The following is a 16,475-nucleotide window of genomic DNA, read 5'->3' as shown; positions in this document are numbered from 1 at the left end:
ACGCTCAATCGGGTTCCGAAATGTCGACAACTGCGGTCAGATATGTTGAATGAGCCCGGAATCGGTGTCGCGGCGCGAGGCGGAGGTGCTGGCCCACCTCGGCGAGCACCTGTCGAACGCTCAGATCGCGAGACGCCTGCACATCTCCGTCCGCACCGTCGAGAACCACGTGTCCTCGCTGCTGCGCAAGTACGGAGTCGCCGACCGGCGGGCGCTGGCCGCCCTCGCCGAGCGGGCGCGGGACGCCGTCCCCGCACCCCTCGGCACGATCGCCGGATCACCCACCTGGCGTACCGGTTTCACCGGGCGGTCGCACGAACGCGACGCCGTACTCGACCTGTTGCGGCCCGGCCGGCTCGTCACCCTGGCCGGGCCGGGCGGGGTGGGCAAGACCCGGCTGGCCGCGGTCGTCGCCGAGGCCGCCACGCCGGAGTTCCCACTGGGCGGGGCGTTCGTGGACCTCGTCCCGGTGCGGGACGGACAGGTCGCCGGGGCGGTGGCCAGGGCGCTCGGCGTGAGCGAGTCGCCGGGCAGGTCGTTGGAGGAGTCCGTGGCCTGCGCGCTCGGCCGGGACCGGCGGCTGCTGATCCTCGACAACTGCGAGCACCTGCTCGACGCCGTGGCCGGCCTCGCCGACCGGGTGCTGGGCGAGTGCCCAGGCACGACGATCCTGGTCACCAGCCGGGAACGGCTCGGCGTGCCGGGCGAGCAGGTGGTGCCCATCTCGCCGCTGCCGCTGGCCTCCGACGCCGAGGCGCTGTTCGTGGACCGCGCCGCCGCGGTCGATCCCGGCTTCGCGGCCGAGCCGGCGCTCGTCGCCGAGATCTGCGCCCGGCTGGACGGCATGCCGCTCGCGATCGAGCTGGCCGCCGCCCGCTGCGCGTCACTGGGTGCGGACGGCGTGCTGGCCGCGCTGGACGACACACTGCGGCTGCTGGCCGGCAGCCGCCACCCGGACGAGCGGCACCGCTCCCTCAGCGCGGTGATCGGCTGGAGCCACGACCTGCTCGGCGACGAGGAACGGGCCCTGTTCCCCCGGCTGGCCGTCTTCGCAGGCGCGTTCGACCTCGACGCCGCCTGCCGCGTCGCCCTCTTCGCCTCCCGGGGCGCCGTCGCCGACCTCCTCGGCAGGCTGGTCGACAAGAGCCTGCTCGTCCGCAGTGACCAGGCGGGTTCCTGGCGGCTGCTGGAGACCGTCCGCGCGTACGCCCTGGATCGGCTGGAGACGAGCGGCGACCTGGACAAGGTCCAGGAACTGCACCTGATCTGGGCGGCCGAGACCGCGCACGAGTTGGCGGAGCACCCAGGCGACGGCCAGTGGAGGGACCGCTTCGACGCCGTGTGCGACGACCTGCGCGCGGCGCTGCGGAACGCCCCACCGGGCCCCGGCGAGCTGCCGCACCGGCTCGCCCGCGCGCTCGGCCACCTCACCTACGCCCGTCATCTGGCCAGCGAATCCCTGGAGCACTTCAAGGAGGCGGCCCGCCGCGCCCCCACCGCCTCGGCCGCCGCCGCTGACCTGCGCACCGCCGCCGAGGTCGTGTATGCGGTGGGGCTCGCCCGCGGAGCGTTCGACCTGCTCGTGGAGTCGGCCGCACACGCGGAGGCCGCGGGTGACCGCGACGCCCGGGCGATCGCGCTCGCCCACGCGGTGGTCACGGCGCACAGGTTCACCTCGGGCTTCCCCGAACGGATCCCCGGGTCTCGGTTGCGCGAGCTGCTGGATCAGGCGGCCGCGATGGGCGACTCGGACGATCCCGTGGTGGCAGCCCACCTGGCCGCCGCGACAGCCTGGTGTACCCGCTCGCCCCACCCGTCCCCCGACCCGTCACTCGCCGAAGCCGCCGTGGCGTCGGCGCGTGTCACCGGTGACGCCGTCCTCATCAGCGCCGCCCTGGACGCGCCCGGCACACTGGCGATCCGCGCGGGCCGGTTCCGTCAGGCGTGCGGCATCGCCCGGGAACGGCTGGCACTGGTCGGCGTGATGGACCGCCGTCGGCCGGCGTGCGCGGCGGAGATCCTCGACGCCTTTCACAACGCCTGGCTCAGCGCGTTCGCCGCCGGCGACCTGCTCGCCGCACTGTCCACAGCCGAGCAGATCGCCGACGACGACCTGCTGGGCGCTCACCCGTACCGGTCCGCGGGCAAGCTGATCCCGCCGCTGGTGCTGCTCGGGCGCTTCGACGAGGCTCTGGAGCTCGCCCAGCCCATGTGGGATGCCTGGCGGCGCTCCGGCATGCCGATCGCGGCGTGGCTCTCACCGGCCGCCTCGGCCGTCGCGCTCGCCCACGGCTTGCACGGCGACCACGCCGCGTACCGGCTCTGGCGGGCCCGCGCCGAGCAGGCTCAGGGGACGGGCGGGCGCGCCCCGGCCGCCGGCTCCACGGTCTTCGCCGCCTTCGTGGACGCCCGCGTCGCCGTGGAGACGGGCGCCGTCGAGGACGCCGCCGCCCTGGTCTCCCGGGCCTTCGCCGACCCGCCCACGGGATGGCCCTCCGCCTACGCCCGCGCCGTCGCGGCCGAGCTGGCCGTGTTGTCCGGCCTGTCCGAAGCGGACCGCCTCCTGACCGCCGTGGCCGAGGTGGCCGGCGAGAACGACTGGGCCGCCGCGTGTCTCGCCCGCGCGCGGGGCCGCCTGCACGGCGACGCCGCCCTGCGGGAGTCGCTGCGGGGGTGGAGCCGCATCGACGCGCGTTTCGAGCATGACCACACCTCGCGCCTCCTCACGAAGCTCCCGACCTGAACGGCAGCGCGACCTCGCGGAACGGGTGGACGGAACACGTGGACGAGGCGCGTGGATTGAAACGCGCCGAGTTCGCTCGGGGCCTCATCGTTCCCGGCGCGTTTCTCCCTGTCAGATCGGTACGGCTAGCGGGCGGCCCGCAGGATCAGCTTCGTCACCACGTCGGGGTGGCTCATCATCGCGACGTGTGAGCTGTCGATCTCGACGGTCGTGGCGCCGGCTCGCTTCGCCATCGCACGCTCGGCCTGGGGCGGGATGATCCTGTCCTGGCGGGCGACGAGGTACCAGCTCGGCACCGACTTCCACGCCGGTGCACCGGACGGCGTGACGAGCGCCGCCAGCGCGCCGGGCCGCTGGGTCGCGGCCATGACGCCGGCGGTGCTCCGCGGCAGATCCTGTGCGAACAGGTTGTGGAAGTAGGCGGGGTCGATGTAGGCGTCCCCGTCTCCGGGCGAGGCGCCCGGGTAGGGCCGCACGATGAGGTGGTCGGTCACGTCGGTGTGGCCACCGCCCAGCGTGTTCGCGGCGGCGACGCTCTCGCCCTGGTCAGGAGCGTAGGCCGCCACGTAGACCAGTGCCTTGACGTTCGGGTTTCCGGTGGCGCCGTTGCTGATCACGGCGCCGCCGTAGGAATGGCCGACGAGCACGACCGGACCTTCGACGGCGGTCAGGAACTGACGGAGGTACTCACCGTCCGCCTGCGGCCCGCGGAGCGGATTGGAGAAGGAGACCACCTTGTAGCCGGCGGCGAGCAGCCGACCGGCGACCGCGTTCCAGCCGCTGGAGTCGGCGAAGGCACCGTGAACCAGGACGATCGTCGGCTTCGGCGACGACGTCCGGTCCGTCTGCGCGGCGGCGGTGAGGGGGGCGGAGGACGCGTTCGCCGAGGCGGTGGCCCCGGTGAGAGCGAGCCCGCCCACGAGGACGGTGGCCACGGCGCCGGCGATCGTCCCGAGCAACCGGCGTCGCGGACGGGAGCGCAGGGGTGCGCCGGCCTGGGAATTGCGGGATGTCATAGGGACTCCTCGGGTCGGAGGGACCCGCACATCGTCGGCCGGTGGACCTGTGCGCCGGACCACGTGATGTCCGTAGTTTCCGGGCCTGGTGTGGTCCGCGCGGGTGGCTTAACGTCGTCGGCGTGATCAAAATCGGGGGACTCGTCGGTCGCGACGACGAGCGGCGGCGGTTGGGCCTGCTGCTCGGCCATGCCCGCAACGGCCGCGGTGGATCACTGCTGATCACCGGAGAACCGGGGATCGGCAAGACCGCGCTGCTGGAGGCGTCCACTGACGGCGCGGCCGGATTGTCGCTGCTCCGGCTCGACGGTTTCGAATCGGAGACGACGCTTCCCTTCGCGGGCATCCAGCGGCTGACCATCCCGCTCAGCGGACATCTGCCCGGCCTGCCCGAGCGCCAGCAGCAGGCGATCGAGGTGGCTTCGGGCGTCGCCGAGGGCCCGCCACCCGATCGCTTCCTGGTGGGACTGGGGGTGCTCGGACTGCTCGCCGCGGCCGCCGCCGGGACTCCCGTCCTGTGTGCGGTGGACGACGCGCACCTGCTCGACCAGGAGAGCCTGGAGGTCATGGCCTTCGTGGCCCGGCGTCTCGCCGTCGAGCCGGTCGCTATGCTCTTCGCCGCAAGGGACGAAGAGGGCTTCGCCGCTCGCATGGGTGGCGTTCCCGAACTGGCGCTCGGCGGGCTCGATCAGGAGTCGGCCACCGCCCTTCTCAGCAGGTCGCTCACCGCTCCGATCGACCCCGCCTCGGCGGCCGCGATCGCGCGGGCCACAGGAGGGAACCCGCTTGCGCTCATCGATCTCGCCGAGGGGCTGTCCGCGCAGGAACTCGGCGGTCTCGGCCTCGGCGACGACCCGATCCCGGTGGGCCGTCGTCTCGAAGCGCACTATGCACGGCGGGTGCGCCAGACGGACCCCCAGGTCCAGCAGTGGGTTCTCCTGGCCGCCGCGGACGCCACGGGCAACGTCGACTTCATCACCACGGCGGCACGCGCGATGGGTCTCCGTGAAGACGTCGTCGACCACGCCGAGACCGCCGGGCTGGTGGAGCTGCGGGAAACGGTCCGGTTCCGGCATCCGCTGGTGCGTTCCGCCGTCTACAACGCGTCCTCCGGCGCGGACCGCAGGCGCGCGCACCGCGCCCTGGCCGGGGCCGCTGACCGGCACGGGATGGTCGAACTCGAGGCGTGGCATTCCGCGAAGGCCACGCTGGGAACGGACGCGCACGTGGCCGACCGGCTGGAGCACGCGGCAGACCTCGCCGCGCGCCGTGGCGGCTTCGCGTCCCGGGCGAGCATCCTCACCCGTGCCGCGGAGCTGACCCCGCCCGGCCGCGTCAAGGACTCGCGCCTGGTCGGCGCCGCAGAGGCCGCGCTCGTCGCGGGCGCCGCCCAGATAACCCACGAACTGCTCGAGAGGGTGGACGCCGACACCGCCGATCGCGTCGATCGCGGGCGCATGATCGTCGTTCGCTGCGCGCTCGGCATATTCACCGTGGATCCGGCCGTGTTGTCGATCGCGGCGGCCGAACTCGTCCGTGCCGCGGACGAGTTCCACGGACTCGACACCGAGCGTGAACAACGAGCGCTCCTCAAGGCCTTCGAGTCCTGTACGAACGCCGACCGGCTCATGCGGGGTGTCACGCGGCACGAGTTGGGCAGGCGCTTCGAGGCCGCGTCGAAGCTGGGTGGCGGACCGGAGTCGACCATCCTGGCCGGCCTCGGGTCACTCGTCCTGCAGCCCTACACGGAGGCGGTTCCCCGTGTCAGGGCGGCGTTCGATGCGATCGTGAAGTTGCCGGACCACGAGATGATGCACATGGGCCCGGCGATCGCCTCGCTGGGGACCTTCCTGTGGGACGACGCCGGGCGCCGGGCCGCGCTCGCCCGGGCCGCCGCGGTGGCCCGTGACGCGGGGGCGCTTCAGATCCTCGACCAGCTGATGTGGGTCATCTCATTGTCCGAGCTGACCGGTGGGACCGTGCGGCGGGCCGAGGAGGCCATCGAACAGGTCCGCGAAGTACGGCGGGCGATGGGCTACGACGCGGAGAACGTGATCAACGCCGCCCTGATGGCGTGGACCGGTTCGCCGCGCCATGTCGTCCTCGCCGTCGCGGACGGTGCGAACGCCGTCGGCTTCGGCGGTGTCGGCGCCTCCGCGATCGCGGCCGTCGGCCTTCGCGACCTCGCCGAAGGCCAGTACCGTGACGCCTACGACCGCCTCAAGCCGCTGGTCCGGGAGCCGTTCCTGCATGTGACGCCCCACCAGTACCCCGACTTCGTCGAGGCCGCGATCCGCAGCGGACACGCACACGAGGCACAGCCGTACGTCGACCTGCTCGTCGAGCGGGCCGCGGCGAACGAGTCCCTGTGGTGCCGTGGGGTCGCCGAACGGACTCGAGCCCTGGCCGGCGACGACGCAGTGGCGGAATCCCATTTCCTGGCCGCGGTCCAGGTGCTTGGGCGGACAGGCGCGGAGATCGACCTCGCGCGTGCCCATCTGCTCTACGGCGAGTGGTTGCGGCGGATGAGGCGCCGCCGTGAAGCCGGCGAACAGCTTCAGCTGGCGGTCCAGCACTTCGAACACAGTGGAGCTCAGATGTTCGTCCCGCGGACCCGCGCCGAGCTCGAGGCCGTCGGCACGACGCCGATGACCCACAGCGGCTCCGGCACTCCCGAACTCACCACCCAGGAGTCGACCATCGCCAGGCTGGCGGCGGTCGGACACACGAATCCGGAGATAGCGGCCAACCTCTTCATCAGCGTGAACACGGTCGACTACCACCTGCGCAAGGTGTTCCAGAAGCTGGGCATCTCCTCACGGCGGCAGCTCGCGGACAAACTGAAAGCCGACGACGACTGAGCGACTACGCGGATCACGTGGTCCGCGAAGGCGGGCGCCGGCGGCACGCTCGATCCATCCCATCGAGCTGAAGGAGGCCATGGTGCCCCACGTCACCGCCGACGACGGAGCCAAGATTTTCTACAAGGACTGGGGGACCGACGGATCCCCGGTTCTCCTCAGCCATGGCTGGCCGCTCAACTCCGACGCGTGGGAGGCGGCCGCCCTGTTCCTCGCGAAGAACGGGCACCGCGCCATCGCCCACGACCGGCGTGGCCACGGCCGCTCGTCGCAGACCTGGCACGGCAACGAGATGGACACCTACGCCGACGACCTGGCCTGCCTGATCGAACACCTCGACCTGCGGGACCTCACCCTGGTCGGGCACTCGACCGGTGGCGGGGAGGTCGTCCACTACATCGGCCGCCACGGCAGCAGCCGCGTCTCCAAGGTGGTCCTCGTGTCCGCCGTGCCGCCGCTGATGTTGCGCACCGACGACAACCCCGAGGGGCTGCCGATCGAGACCTTCGACGGGATCCGCGCGGGCGAGGCCGCGAACCGGTCCCAGCTCTACCGGAACCTGGCCGACGGCCCGTTCTTCGGGCACAACCGCAGGCAGGACGTCGACCAGGGTTTCCGGGACGCGTTCTGGCTGCAGAGCATGGCATGCGGGCACCGAGGCGCGTACGAGTGCATCGCGGCCTTCTCGGCCACCGACTTCCGGCCGGACCTGGCGAAGATCGACGTCCCCACCCTGGTCGTCCACGGCGACGACGACCAGATCGTGCCGTTCGAGGTCGGGGGCAAGCGGTCGGCCGAAATGATCGACGGCGCCGTCCTGAAGGTCTACGAGGGAAGCGGGCACGCACTCCCCGACACCGACCGCGATCGCCTGCACGCCGACCTGCTCGAGTTCATCGACGCCTGACCTCCCGAAGGAGCCCCCCATGAACGACAATGTCCGCCCCGACACCGTGGTGCTCGTTCACGGCCTATGGATGACGCCCCGCAGCTGGGAGAACTGGGTCGCGCACTACGAGGCCAAGGGCTTCACCGTGCTCACCCCGGCGTACCCGGGCTTCGAGATCGAAGTCGAGGCGCTCCGTGAGAACCCGGACGTCATCGCCAACCTGACCGTCCCCGAGACCGTCGACCACCTCGCCGCCGTCATCGAGGCCGTCCCGACCCCGCCGATCATCGTGGGGCACTCCTTCGGCGGGACGCTCACCCAGTTGCTCCTGGCCCGCGGGCTGGGATCCGCGGGGGTGGTCATCGACTCCGCGCCCACCGAGGGCGTCCGGGTCAACCCGCTGTCGCAGGTGAAGTCGCTGTTCCCGGCGCTGAAGAACCCGGCCAACCGGCACAAGGCCGTCGGCTTCACTCCCGAGGAGTTCCACTACGCCTTCACCAACACCCTCACCGAGGACGAGTCGCGCAAGGTGTGGGAGCGCTACGCCATCGCGGCGCCCGGCAACTGGGTGTGGGAATACGGGCTGTTCGCGAACTTCAAGCCCGGACACCAGGACACGTGGGTCGACTACTCCGCCGACCGGGCTCCGCTGTTGTTCATCGGCGGCGAGAAGGACCACATCATGCCGCCGTCGGTGAACAAGTCGAACGCCAAGCACTACGAGAAGTCTCCCGCGCTCACGGAGTACCACGAGTTCGAGGGCCGCGACCACTGGACCTGCGCCGCACCCGGATGGGAGGCCGTGGCCGACTACGGCCTGGCCTGGGCCCTGGAGCACGCGACGTCCTCTCCCCGTGGAACCCACGCGGACCAGTGATCCGCATGCAGGAAGGTGGCCCGCCCATGACGACCCTCACCCACGTGGGCGGGCCCACCGTCCTGATGGAACTGGACGGCTGGCGCATCCTCACCGACCCCACCTTCGATCCGGCAGGATGGCGGTACGGATTCGGGTGGGGCACCGCGTCCGTCAAGCAGCGCGGCCCCGCTCTGTCGGCTGAAGACGTGGGCACCGTCGACGTGGTTCTGCTCAGCCACGATCACCACGCCGACAACCTGGACGACCTCGGCCGGGCGCTGCTTCCCGGCGCGACCGCGGTCGTGACGACGAGGCCGGGGGCGCGGCGACTGGCCCTGCCCAACGCCCGTGGCCTCGCGCCAGGGGAGACGACTCGCCTCACCGCACCGGGAAGGCCGCCGCTGACCGTCACCGCCACCCCCTGCCGGCACGGGCCACCCCTGAGCCGTCCCGTCGCCGGAGCCGTGGTCGGGTTCGCCCTCGCCGTCGGCGACCGGTCAGGCGTCGCGGTGTGGATGACGGGCGACACCGTCTTGCACCGGCCGCTCCGCCGGGTGGCACGCACGCTGGACGTCGACGTCCTTCTCCTTCACCTCGGCAGCGTCCGCTTCCCGCAGACCGGCCCCCTGCGCTACTCCATGGACGGCCGCGACGCCGTTGAACTGCTCGCATTGTCGCGACCGCGTGTGGCGGTCCCCGTCCACTACGAGGGCTGGTCACACTTCTCCGAAGCGCCTGACCACCTGCGCGACACGCTGGCCGCCGATCCGCGTGCGGGTTCCCTCGTCCACTGGCTCGAGCCCGGGATCCCGACCGGCCTGTGAACGCGCGTGGAACGGGGTTCCCGGCCATGGGTGTCCTGGTGCATTCCTGATCCGGCAGCGGGTCGTGGAGGCGCTCTCGCCCGTGCCGAACGCCCTCTCTGTTGACTTTGTCGCAAGCGATGACGCAATATGTTGATACAAAGCTTGCGACATAAGGAGAAGGGCATGATGAACGGCTTCATGCCGCGCTCCGGGCGGCGGCAGTTCGACGTTCAAGCCGCGGGAGCCTGGCTGCGACGGCACGGCCTCGGCGACGGTGCGCCGACGCCGTTGCTGACCGCGCGACTGGCGGTGCGGCGCCGGGCACGGCTCCTCGCCAGTGTCCTGCCGGCCGTGCTGATCCTCGGGGCCGCGCTGGTGCAGGCCTCCGACCTGCTGGCCACGTCCGCGTCCGGCGGGGACGCGTCGCATCCGCCGGCGAAGGTGCTGGTCCTGAGCGTGTTGATCGTCGGGTTGTTGCTGGCCCGGATGATGGTCGACGCCTGGGTGCGGCGGGTCGACAGGCAGACCGGGGAGTCGCTGGCGCGGCGGGCGGCCCATCCGACGCAACTCGGCTGGCGGGCCCTGCTCGGACGGCCGTATGCCTTCTTGGCGGCAGGAACCTTCGGCGGCGCGTTCGCGCTGGCGGGGAGTGCCCTCGCCGTCGGCGAGGGCACCGCGCGGCACGGGGCCGTCGTGCTGCTGGTCGCCGTGGCAGGGGTCGCCGCCGGCTCGGTCCTGCAGTTGCGCGACCTGCTGGCCCGGCCGGTCGTGGCCGAGGACGAGGTCTCGCTGACGGCCGACGTCATCATGCGCATCGAGGACGCGAGAGAGAGCACCATGCCGGCCGTGCTGTGGTCGCTGCCGGTGGTGTTGCTGTTAGGGACCGCGCCCGGCTGGTGGAACGCCGCCTCCATCGGCTTCGTGCTGCTGGGCCTGGGCGCCTACATCGCCGTCCACGTCAGGACGCCGTGTGCCGCGGCCATGGCGCGGCGCGTGGTGGGCGTTCGATGATCGTCATCGACGCGGGCTCGCCGGTGCCGCCGTTCGAGCAGTTGCGGGCCCAGCTCGCCCGGCGGATTCAGGACCGCACGCTGCCGGTGGGCTCCCGTCTGCCGACCATCCGCCGGCTCGCGACCGACCTCGGCCTGGCCGTCAACACGGTGGGCCGTGCCTACCGGGAGCTGGAGGAGGCCGGGCTGATCGAGACCCGGGGGAGGGCGGGGTCGTTCGTGTCGGCGGCCGGCGAGCGGGCCCGTGAGCGGGCCGTCCAGGCGGCCGCCGAATACGCGGCCGTCGTCGCCAGCGTCGGCCTCGACGAGCGCGAGGCACTCGGCATCGTCGAGGCGGCCCTTCGGCCCGCAGGCTCGCCCCCCTGAGGCGAGCGGGCCTGCGGAGCCGTCCTTTCAGCGCCGCCCGACGAAGAACCGGGGGATCCGGTCCTTCCAGGGCATGGCCTGTTCCAGCCGGGCGGCGACCCGGAGCAGCAGATCCTCACGGCCGTAGCCGGCGATGAGCTGCACCCCGATCGGCAGGCCACCGGCGCTCATGCCCAGCGGTAGGCTGATGGCGGGCTGCCCGGAGACGTTGAACACCATGGTGAACGGGCCGTAGTCGAAGAGCGACGTCAGCCAGCTCGTCAGGGTGTGTCCGGGATCGTCGTAGCGCAGAGTGCCATGGGGTGCGGGGAGGCGGCCCAAGGCCGGGGTGACGAGCAGGTCGTACTCGGTGAAGAACGCCCCCACCGACCGGGTCACCCGATTCTGCGCGCCGAAGGCGGCCATCATGTCCAGCGCGCTGTAGTCGCCGGCGACCTGAAGGAGTCGCCTGGAGACGGCTTCCATCCTGGCCGGGTCCGGCCGCCGGGGAGCCAGGAGCAGCGGAGACGCGAGCGCGACCGATTCGGCCACCGCGGCCCGCATGACGTCGTCCCAGTCGAGGACCGGGCTCGCGTCGGTGACGGGATGCCCCATCTCCTCCAGCAGGCGACCGACCTCGACCGCCGCCGCGGCCACCTCGCCGTCCACGACTACGCCCGACCAGGCCTTGGTCGTCACGGCCACGCGCAGGAAGCCGGGGTCGGCCCCCACGTCGTCGGCATATCGGCCACGTGGCGGCGGCGCGGTGTACTTGTCGCCGACACCCGGCCCCTGGACGGCGTCCAGGAGGTGGGCGGTGTCGCGGACGGTGCGCGTCAGCGCGAACTCGTACGCCATGCCGAGCATCGGTTCCCCCAGGTCGGGGCCGCACGTGACGCGGCCCCGGCTCGGCTTCAGCCCGACGAGCCCGCAGCAGGAGGCGGGGATCCGGAGGGACCCCGCGCCGTCGCTGCCATGCGCCACGGGCACGGCGCCCGCCGCGACAAGGGCGGCGGCACCGCCGCTCGAACCGCCCACGCCCCGCTCCGGATCCCACGGGTTGCGGGTCGGCCCGTATTTGACCGATTCGGTGGAGAAGCTGATCGCCATCTCCGGCACGGTGGTCAGGCCCAGGGTCACCAGGCCGGCGGCGCGGAAGCGTGCCATCAGGTCGCTGTCGTGCTGGGCAACGATGCCCGGCAGGCTCCGGCTGCCGAGGAAGAACGGGACCCCCTCAGCCACCGGCCCGTGGTCCTTGATGAGGAACGGCACCCCGGTGAACGGCCCGTCCCCGGCGTGGTCGAGCGCGGGTGAGAACACCGGCAGGGCCAGGCCGTTCACCTCCGCGTCGGCCATGGCCAGGGCGTGCCGGGCGGCGCTCTCGACCTCCTCGGCGCCGACCTCGCCCGCTGCGATCAGGTCACGAAGTCCGACGGCGTCATACCGCGCGTACTCGTGGAGTTCCATGTCAGTCCATTTCTCGGCGTACTCGACGCCTGCACATCGATCACATTCGGATCCGCCAGCGGATCCTCGTCATCCCAGATGGGGGAGCGGCGCGTAGGAGAGGCCCAGGCGCTGCTGACGGCATGCGGCCTCAGCAGGGGACGGTCGTCACGCCGGGCCGGTGGCTCCGGGGACCTTCCCCTGCTGGTGATCGAGGTGCTTCTACGCTCGGGACATCACGGCCATGCTGCCGCAGACGGCGCCCCGTCGGCGACTGAATTAGTGCCTTCGCGTGGATCCGGAGCCTCTGACCTGCGTGAAGATTCGAGTCCGCACAGGCCCTGGATCGACGGCGGCGGGGTCGTGACAGGCCGCAGGGCGGGGCGGCGGGCCGGCGACGAGCTCGGAGGGGGCGCGAGTTTAAGAAAATTAAGATCAACTTCTTGAAAGTTAAAGTCGTGCCGGGTATAACTTTAAATATGACAGAGCAGACGATGGATTGGCAGGAACTCACGAACCTGACCCGGGGCCGGCCGTTCGTCGTCGAGCGGGTGCGCCTGGCGGGCAGCGGCGTCGCGATCGAGGGCGAGTTCGAGTTGCCGCAACTGGCTCAGCTCAACGTCGAGGATCAGGTCTTCGTCACGGCGTTCGTGCGGTGCCACGGTTCCATCAAGGAGATGGAGCGGATCTTCGGAGTGAGCTACCCGACGATCAAATCGCGACTGAACCGGATCATGCAGATGCTCGACTTCGTCGAGACCGATCCGGCGCCGTCGCGGGCCGACGTCATCGATCGGCTGCGCCGCGGCGAGATCACCGCACAGCAGGCATTGTCCGAACTGGAGGGCCGGACGTGATGCCGCAGTTGGTGACCGTGCGGGTCGAACGCCCGGACGGTCGTCCCCTCCGGATCTGGGTCCCGGTGCTCCCCGTAGTGCTCGTGTTCTCACCGGTCGTGGTCCTGGCCGTACTGGGGGCGGCCGTGGCCTGTCTCGTGTTCCGCGTCAATGTGGCGCGGGCATTCGGCGCCGCTTGGCGCATCGTAACCGCGTCGCCCGGCACCCGGGTCGACGTCGAGCAGGGCCGTACGGCTGTGCTCGTAACCATCCGATAGGAGAGATTCCGATGAACGAACAGCGCAAGGACGTCCTCGACATGCTGGCCGAGGGCAAGATCACCGCAGAGGAGGCGGAGCAGCTCATCGCCGTGCTCGAACGGGACCAGACGCCGCCGGCGTCGAGTCTCGACACCCGGCCGAAGGGCAAGGCGAAGTACCTGCGGGTGGTGGTGGACGCCATCGAGGACGACGAGCCGACGCGGGTCAACGTGCGGGTGCCGCTGCAGCTGCTGCGGGCCGGCGTACGGCTGGCGGCCCTGATCCCGCCGCAGGCACTGGCCAAGGCCACCGCCGAAATGAACAAGTCGGGCGTGCCGTTCGACCTGACGCAGCTCAAGCCCGAACAGCTCGAGGAGCTCGTGGAGCACCTCGACGAGATGATCGTGGAGGTCGACCAGTCCGAGGCCAGAGTGCGTGTCTTCTGCGAGTAGGCACCGTCCGGTTGGACGGGCCCCCGAGAGGGTGCTGGAACACCCTCTCGAGGCCGCGCCCGCCACAGCAGAGCACGGTTGAACTGCCAATCTGAAGCCTAGCCGCTCGTCGGCGCGCAGCGGAGGGGCCACTCGGACGAGTGGCCCCTCCTTCCATTCGGCCTCCGCCTCCGCGGAGCCGGCTTGTGGATCCGAAGCCGCCAACCCGTCTGGAGATCCGAAGTCCGTACAGGCCCCGGAACCCGCGGCCTTCACCCGTGCGTGACGGCCACGGCCGTGCTCACCTGCGCCGGCGGCTGCTGATCGCGCGGTAGGTCTCCTCGAGAGCGGTGAGGGTCTCGTCGTACGTCCGCCGGGCGGCGACCCCGACGAAGAGGCAGTCGATGACGGTGAGCTGGGCGATCCTGCTGCCCATCGCGCCGGAGCGGAACGGGGTCTCGCGGGCCGCCGTCTTCAGCACGATGTCGGCGAGTTCGGTGATCGGTGAGGGGTGGAAGTTCGTGATCGCGATCGTGGTCGCCCCGTGGTCGTTGGCGAGCCGCAGCGCCTCCAGCACGTCGACCGTGGTGCCGGTGTGCGAGATGCCGATCGCCACGTCGCCCTTGCGCAGCAGCGCGGCCGAGGTGAGGGCGCTGTGGAAGTCCTGCCAGGCGAACGCCATCAGGCCGATCCTGTGCAGCTTCTGGTGCAGGTCGGCCGCGACGAACCCGCTCGCCCCCGCGCCGTAGAGATCCACCCGGCGGGCCTCGACGATCGCGTCGACCGCGCGTTCCAGGGCGGCGACGTCGAGGTGCTCGGCGGTCTCCGCCACCGCTCGGGAGTCGCTGTAGCCGATCTTGGCGACGATCTCCTCCAGCGGGTCGTCGACGCTGATGTCGCCGTCGAGCGGCCGGCCCCCGCCGGCGCGCGACGCCTCCCGCGTCGCCTCGCGGGCGAGCGTGAGCCGCAACTCGGGGTAGCCGCGCAGCCCGATGGCGCGGCAGAACCGCAGCACGGTGGTCTCCGAGGTGCCGCATTCGCGGGCGAGCACGCCGATCGGCCGGTCGGCGACCCCCTGAGGGTCGGCCAGCACCGCGTGCGCGACCCGTTGCTCGGCGGGCCGCAGAGACGGGATCGCTCCGCGCAGTCGCACCAGGATGCCGCTCGAGTTGTCGCCACCGGGGTCCACGTCGCCTCCGTGCAAGTTTCTGACGTGTACAGGGTAAATCGTGCCAGTCCTTGACTACTTGCTCATACCGGCGGTCAATCCGGCGATGATCTGCCTGGTCGCCAGGACGAACAGCACGAACAGCGGCGCCGTGGCGAGGACCAGCCCGGCGAACAGCGCCGACCAGTCGGTCGTGTACTCGCCGAAGAACTGCGACAACCCGCGCGGGATCGTGAACTTCTCGTCGGAGCGCAGCAGCACGAGCGGGTAGAGGAACTCATGCCACAGCGGTACGAACTGGAACAGCATCACCGACGCCAGGGCCGGCCGCACCAGCGGCAGCATGATCTGCCCGAAGATCCGGAACTCGCCCGCCCCGTCGAGCCGGGCCGCCTCGTCCAGCTCGCCCGGCAGGGAACGGTAGAACGCCGACAGAACGAATATGCAGAACGGCACCCCGGACGCGGCGTACAGCAGCGTGAGACCGAGCAGCGAGTCGATCAGGCCCATGGAGTCCATGAGGTAGAAGATCGGCACCAGGCCCAGCCGGATCGGCAACATCAGGCCGGCCAGGAAGTACGCGCCGAGCACCCGGTTGCCGAAGAAGTCGTAGCGGGCCAGCGGGTAGGCCGCCAGCGCGGAGACCGCCGTGCCGAGCAGGACCGCGCCGCAGGTGACGGTCAGCGAGTTCAGGAAGTACGTGCTGAACGACGCATCCGTCCACACCTGGCCGTAACTGCGCAACGTGGGGGACGTCGGCAGCCCGAGCGGCGCGGTGAAGACCTCGCTCGTCGGCCGCAGCGAGTTGAGCAGCATGACGACCAGCGGCAGCAGCGCGACGACCGCGTACCCCCACAGCAGCACGTGGACGGCGACCCGCCCCGGCGCCCGGCGCCCGGCCGTCACACCAGCCTCCGTTCGCGGCGGCGGAAGTACGAGGTGGCCAGCAGCGACACCCCGAAGATGAACACGAACATCAGCACGGCGAGCGCCGAGGACCGCCCGATCGCCTCCACGCCTCCCTCCACGAACGCGACCCGGTAGAACAGCAGGCCGAGCACGTCGGTCGAGCCGGCAGGGGACCCGGTCGACCCGGCCATCGCGTAGACCAGCCCGAAGGCGTTGAAGTTGCCGATGAACGTCAGCACGCTCACCACGCCGATCGCGGGAGTGAGCAGTGGCAGCGTGACCCGCCGGAACGCCTGCCAGGCCGAGGCCCCGTCGACCCGCGCGGCCTCGTGGTACTCGGCCGGGATGCTGGCGAGCGCGGCGGAGAACAACAGCATGGGGAAGCCCACCCACTGCCACGCGTTGACCAGGATGACGATCGGCAGCGCCGTGTGGGTGTCGCCCAGCCACGGCAACGCCCACGAGTCCAGGCCCACCGCTTCGAGCAGCGCGTTGACCGGGCCGAACGTCGGGTTGAGCAGCAGGCTCCACAGGTAGCCGACGACGAGCGGGTCGACCAGGTACGGCGTGGTGAACGAGGCCTGCAGGAACCGTTTGCCGCGGCCGTACCGGAACAGCAGGACGGCGAAGAGCAGCCCGACCGTGTTCTGGACCAGCATGGTCCCGGCGAAGAACAGCCCGTTGTGCGCGAACGCCCGCCACAGCTGCTGGTCGTACGGGTAGACGCTCAGCAGGTCCCGGTAGTTGTCGAGCCCGGCGAACCCCGCCTGCCGGATCCCGCGCCACTCGAAGAAGCTGTAGTCGAGCGCGCTGACCAGCGGATAGATGATGAACACCGAGTAGAGCAGGAACGCCGGCAGCAGGAAGACGGCCAGCACCCGCCACCGCGGCACGTA

General features: G+C 71.1%; 15 protein-coding genes. 10 read left to right on the top strand and 5 right to left on the bottom strand.

Annotated features, from left to right (window positions below):
* The first annotated feature begins 49 nt into the window (after positions 1-49).
* On the top strand, positions 50-2,743 hold the full coding sequence (locus Pph01_RS03515) for an ATP-binding protein (protein WP_204071448.1): 2,694 nt from the start codon (positions 50-52) through the stop codon (positions 2,741-2,743).
* A 125-nt stretch (positions 2,744-2,868) separates the two neighbouring features.
* On the opposite strand, the gene Pph01_RS03510 is transcribed toward Pph01_RS03515, so the two are convergent.
* Positions 2,869-3,759, bottom strand: coding sequence for an alpha/beta fold hydrolase (locus tag Pph01_RS03510; protein WP_204071447.1), 891 nt, complete (start codon positions 3,757-3,759; stop codon positions 2,869-2,871).
* Between the two features lie 122 nt (positions 3,760-3,881).
* Between Pph01_RS03510 and Pph01_RS03505 the strand changes: the two genes are divergently transcribed.
* From Pph01_RS03505 to Pph01_RS03480, 6 genes are all read left to right on the top strand, one after another.
* Positions 3,882-6,620, top strand: coding sequence for a helix-turn-helix transcriptional regulator (locus tag Pph01_RS03505; protein ID WP_204071446.1), 2,739 nt, complete (start codon positions 3,882-3,884; stop codon positions 6,618-6,620).
* A gap of 79 nt (positions 6,621-6,699) precedes the next feature.
* Positions 6,700-7,527 (top strand): alpha/beta fold hydrolase, encoded by an 828-nt coding sequence (locus Pph01_RS03500; RefSeq protein WP_239116412.1) that lies wholly within the window; start codon positions 6,700-6,702, stop codon positions 7,525-7,527.
* A gap of 19 nt (positions 7,528-7,546) precedes the next feature.
* Positions 7,547-8,386 (top strand): alpha/beta hydrolase, encoded by an 840-nt coding sequence (locus Pph01_RS03495; RefSeq protein ID WP_204071445.1) that lies wholly within the window; start codon positions 7,547-7,549, stop codon positions 8,384-8,386.
* A gap of 26 nt (positions 8,387-8,412) precedes the next feature.
* Positions 8,413-9,192 carry an MBL fold metallo-hydrolase gene (locus Pph01_RS03490; protein ID WP_204071444.1) on the top strand — a complete coding sequence of 260 codons (780 nt, stop codon included), beginning with the start codon at positions 8,413-8,415 and terminating at the stop codon, positions 9,190-9,192.
* Positions 9,193-9,357: 165 nt separating this feature from the next.
* Complete coding sequence (locus Pph01_RS03485) at positions 9,358-10,185, top strand: hypothetical protein (protein ID WP_204071443.1); 828 nt, start codon at positions 9,358-9,360, stop codon at positions 10,183-10,185.
* The gene (locus Pph01_RS03480) at positions 10,182-10,550 is read left to right on the top strand and encodes a GntR family transcriptional regulator (RefSeq protein WP_204071442.1); all 369 of its coding nucleotides are present in this window, start codon (positions 10,182-10,184) and stop codon (positions 10,548-10,550) included. The genes Pph01_RS03485 and Pph01_RS03480 overlap by 4 nt, the downstream gene beginning before the upstream one ends.
* Before the next feature lie 27 nt (positions 10,551-10,577).
* Here Pph01_RS03480 and Pph01_RS03475 read toward each other — a convergent pair whose 3' ends face one another.
* Positions 10,578-11,996 carry an amidase gene (locus Pph01_RS03475; RefSeq protein ID WP_204071441.1) on the bottom strand — a complete coding sequence of 473 codons (1,419 nt, stop codon included), beginning with the start codon at positions 11,994-11,996 and terminating at the stop codon, positions 10,578-10,580.
* 422 nt (positions 11,997-12,418) lie between these two features.
* On the opposite strand from Pph01_RS03475, the gene Pph01_RS03470 reads away from it, so the two are divergent.
* From Pph01_RS03470 to Pph01_RS03460, 3 genes are read left to right on the top strand one after another with little or no spacing between them, the layout of a single operon-like run.
* Positions 12,419-12,832: a DUF2089 domain-containing protein gene (locus Pph01_RS03470; RefSeq protein WP_204071440.1), complete on the top strand. Its 414-nt coding sequence runs from the start codon at positions 12,419-12,421 to the stop codon at positions 12,830-12,832.
* The gene (locus Pph01_RS03465) at positions 12,832-13,089 is read left to right on the top strand and encodes a hypothetical protein (RefSeq protein WP_204071439.1); all 258 of its coding nucleotides are present in this window, start codon (positions 12,832-12,834) and stop codon (positions 13,087-13,089) included. Before Pph01_RS03470 ends, Pph01_RS03465 begins: the two co-directional genes overlap by 1 nt.
* Before the next feature lie 11 nt (positions 13,090-13,100).
* Complete coding sequence (locus tag Pph01_RS03460; protein ID WP_204071438.1) at positions 13,101-13,523, top strand: SHOCT-like domain-containing protein; 423 nt, start codon at positions 13,101-13,103, stop codon at positions 13,521-13,523.
* 280 nt (positions 13,524-13,803) lie between these two features.
* Here Pph01_RS03460 and Pph01_RS03455 read toward each other — a convergent pair whose 3' ends face one another.
* From Pph01_RS03455 to Pph01_RS03445, 3 genes are read right to left on the bottom strand one after another with little or no spacing between them, the layout of a single operon-like run.
* Positions 13,804-14,691: a MurR/RpiR family transcriptional regulator gene (locus tag Pph01_RS03455; RefSeq protein WP_239116411.1), complete on the bottom strand. Its 888-nt coding sequence runs from the start codon at positions 14,689-14,691 to the stop codon at positions 13,804-13,806.
* A 54-nt stretch (positions 14,692-14,745) separates the two neighbouring features.
* On the bottom strand, positions 14,746-15,576 hold the full coding sequence (locus tag Pph01_RS03450) for a carbohydrate ABC transporter permease (protein ID WP_239116410.1): 831 nt from the start codon (positions 15,574-15,576) through the stop codon (positions 14,746-14,748).
* Complete coding sequence (locus tag Pph01_RS03445) at positions 15,573-16,472, bottom strand: carbohydrate ABC transporter permease (protein WP_204071437.1); 900 nt, start codon at positions 16,470-16,472, stop codon at positions 15,573-15,575. The genes Pph01_RS03450 and Pph01_RS03445 overlap by 4 nt, the downstream gene beginning before the upstream one ends.
* Positions 16,473-16,475 lie beyond the last annotated feature (3 nt).

This window comes from Planotetraspora phitsanulokensis (genome assembly GCF_016863295.1).
Taxonomy (GTDB): domain Bacteria; phylum Actinomycetota; class Actinomycetes; order Streptosporangiales; family Streptosporangiaceae; genus Planotetraspora; species Planotetraspora phitsanulokensis.
Note: the sequence above shows the minus strand (reverse complement) of the source record. Positions and strands in the feature narration are given on the sequence as shown.

Excerpts from the sequence above, each read along its gene's own strand:
- Pph01_RS03515 (WP_204071448.1), top strand. The coding sequence starts at position 50 with ATGAGCCCGGAATCGGTGTCGCGGCGCGAGGCGGAGGTGCTGGCCCAC.
- Pph01_RS03510 (WP_204071447.1), bottom strand. The coding sequence starts at position 3,759 with ATGACATCCCGCAATTCCCAGGCCGGCGCACCCCTGCGCTCCCGTCCG.
- Pph01_RS03500 (WP_239116412.1), top strand. The coding sequence starts at position 6,700 with ATGGTGCCCCACGTCACCGCCGACGACGGAGCCAAGATTTTCTACAAG.
- Pph01_RS03495 (WP_204071445.1), top strand. The coding sequence starts at position 7,547 with ATGAACGACAATGTCCGCCCCGACACCGTGGTGCTCGTTCACGGCCTA.
- Pph01_RS03490 (WP_204071444.1), top strand. The coding sequence starts at position 8,413 with ATGACGACCCTCACCCACGTGGGCGGGCCCACCGTCCTGATGGAACTG.
- Pph01_RS03485 (WP_204071443.1), top strand. The coding sequence starts at position 9,358 with ATGATGAACGGCTTCATGCCGCGCTCCGGGCGGCGGCAGTTCGACGTT.
- Pph01_RS03480 (WP_204071442.1), top strand. The coding sequence starts at position 10,182 with ATGATCGTCATCGACGCGGGCTCGCCGGTGCCGCCGTTCGAGCAGTTG.
- Pph01_RS03475 (WP_204071441.1), bottom strand. The coding sequence starts at position 11,996 with ATGGAACTCCACGAGTACGCGCGGTATGACGCCGTCGGACTTCGTGAC.
- Pph01_RS03465 (WP_204071439.1), top strand. The coding sequence starts at position 12,832 with ATGCCGCAGTTGGTGACCGTGCGGGTCGAACGCCCGGACGGTCGTCCC.
- Pph01_RS03460 (WP_204071438.1), top strand. The coding sequence starts at position 13,101 with ATGAACGAACAGCGCAAGGACGTCCTCGACATGCTGGCCGAGGGCAAG.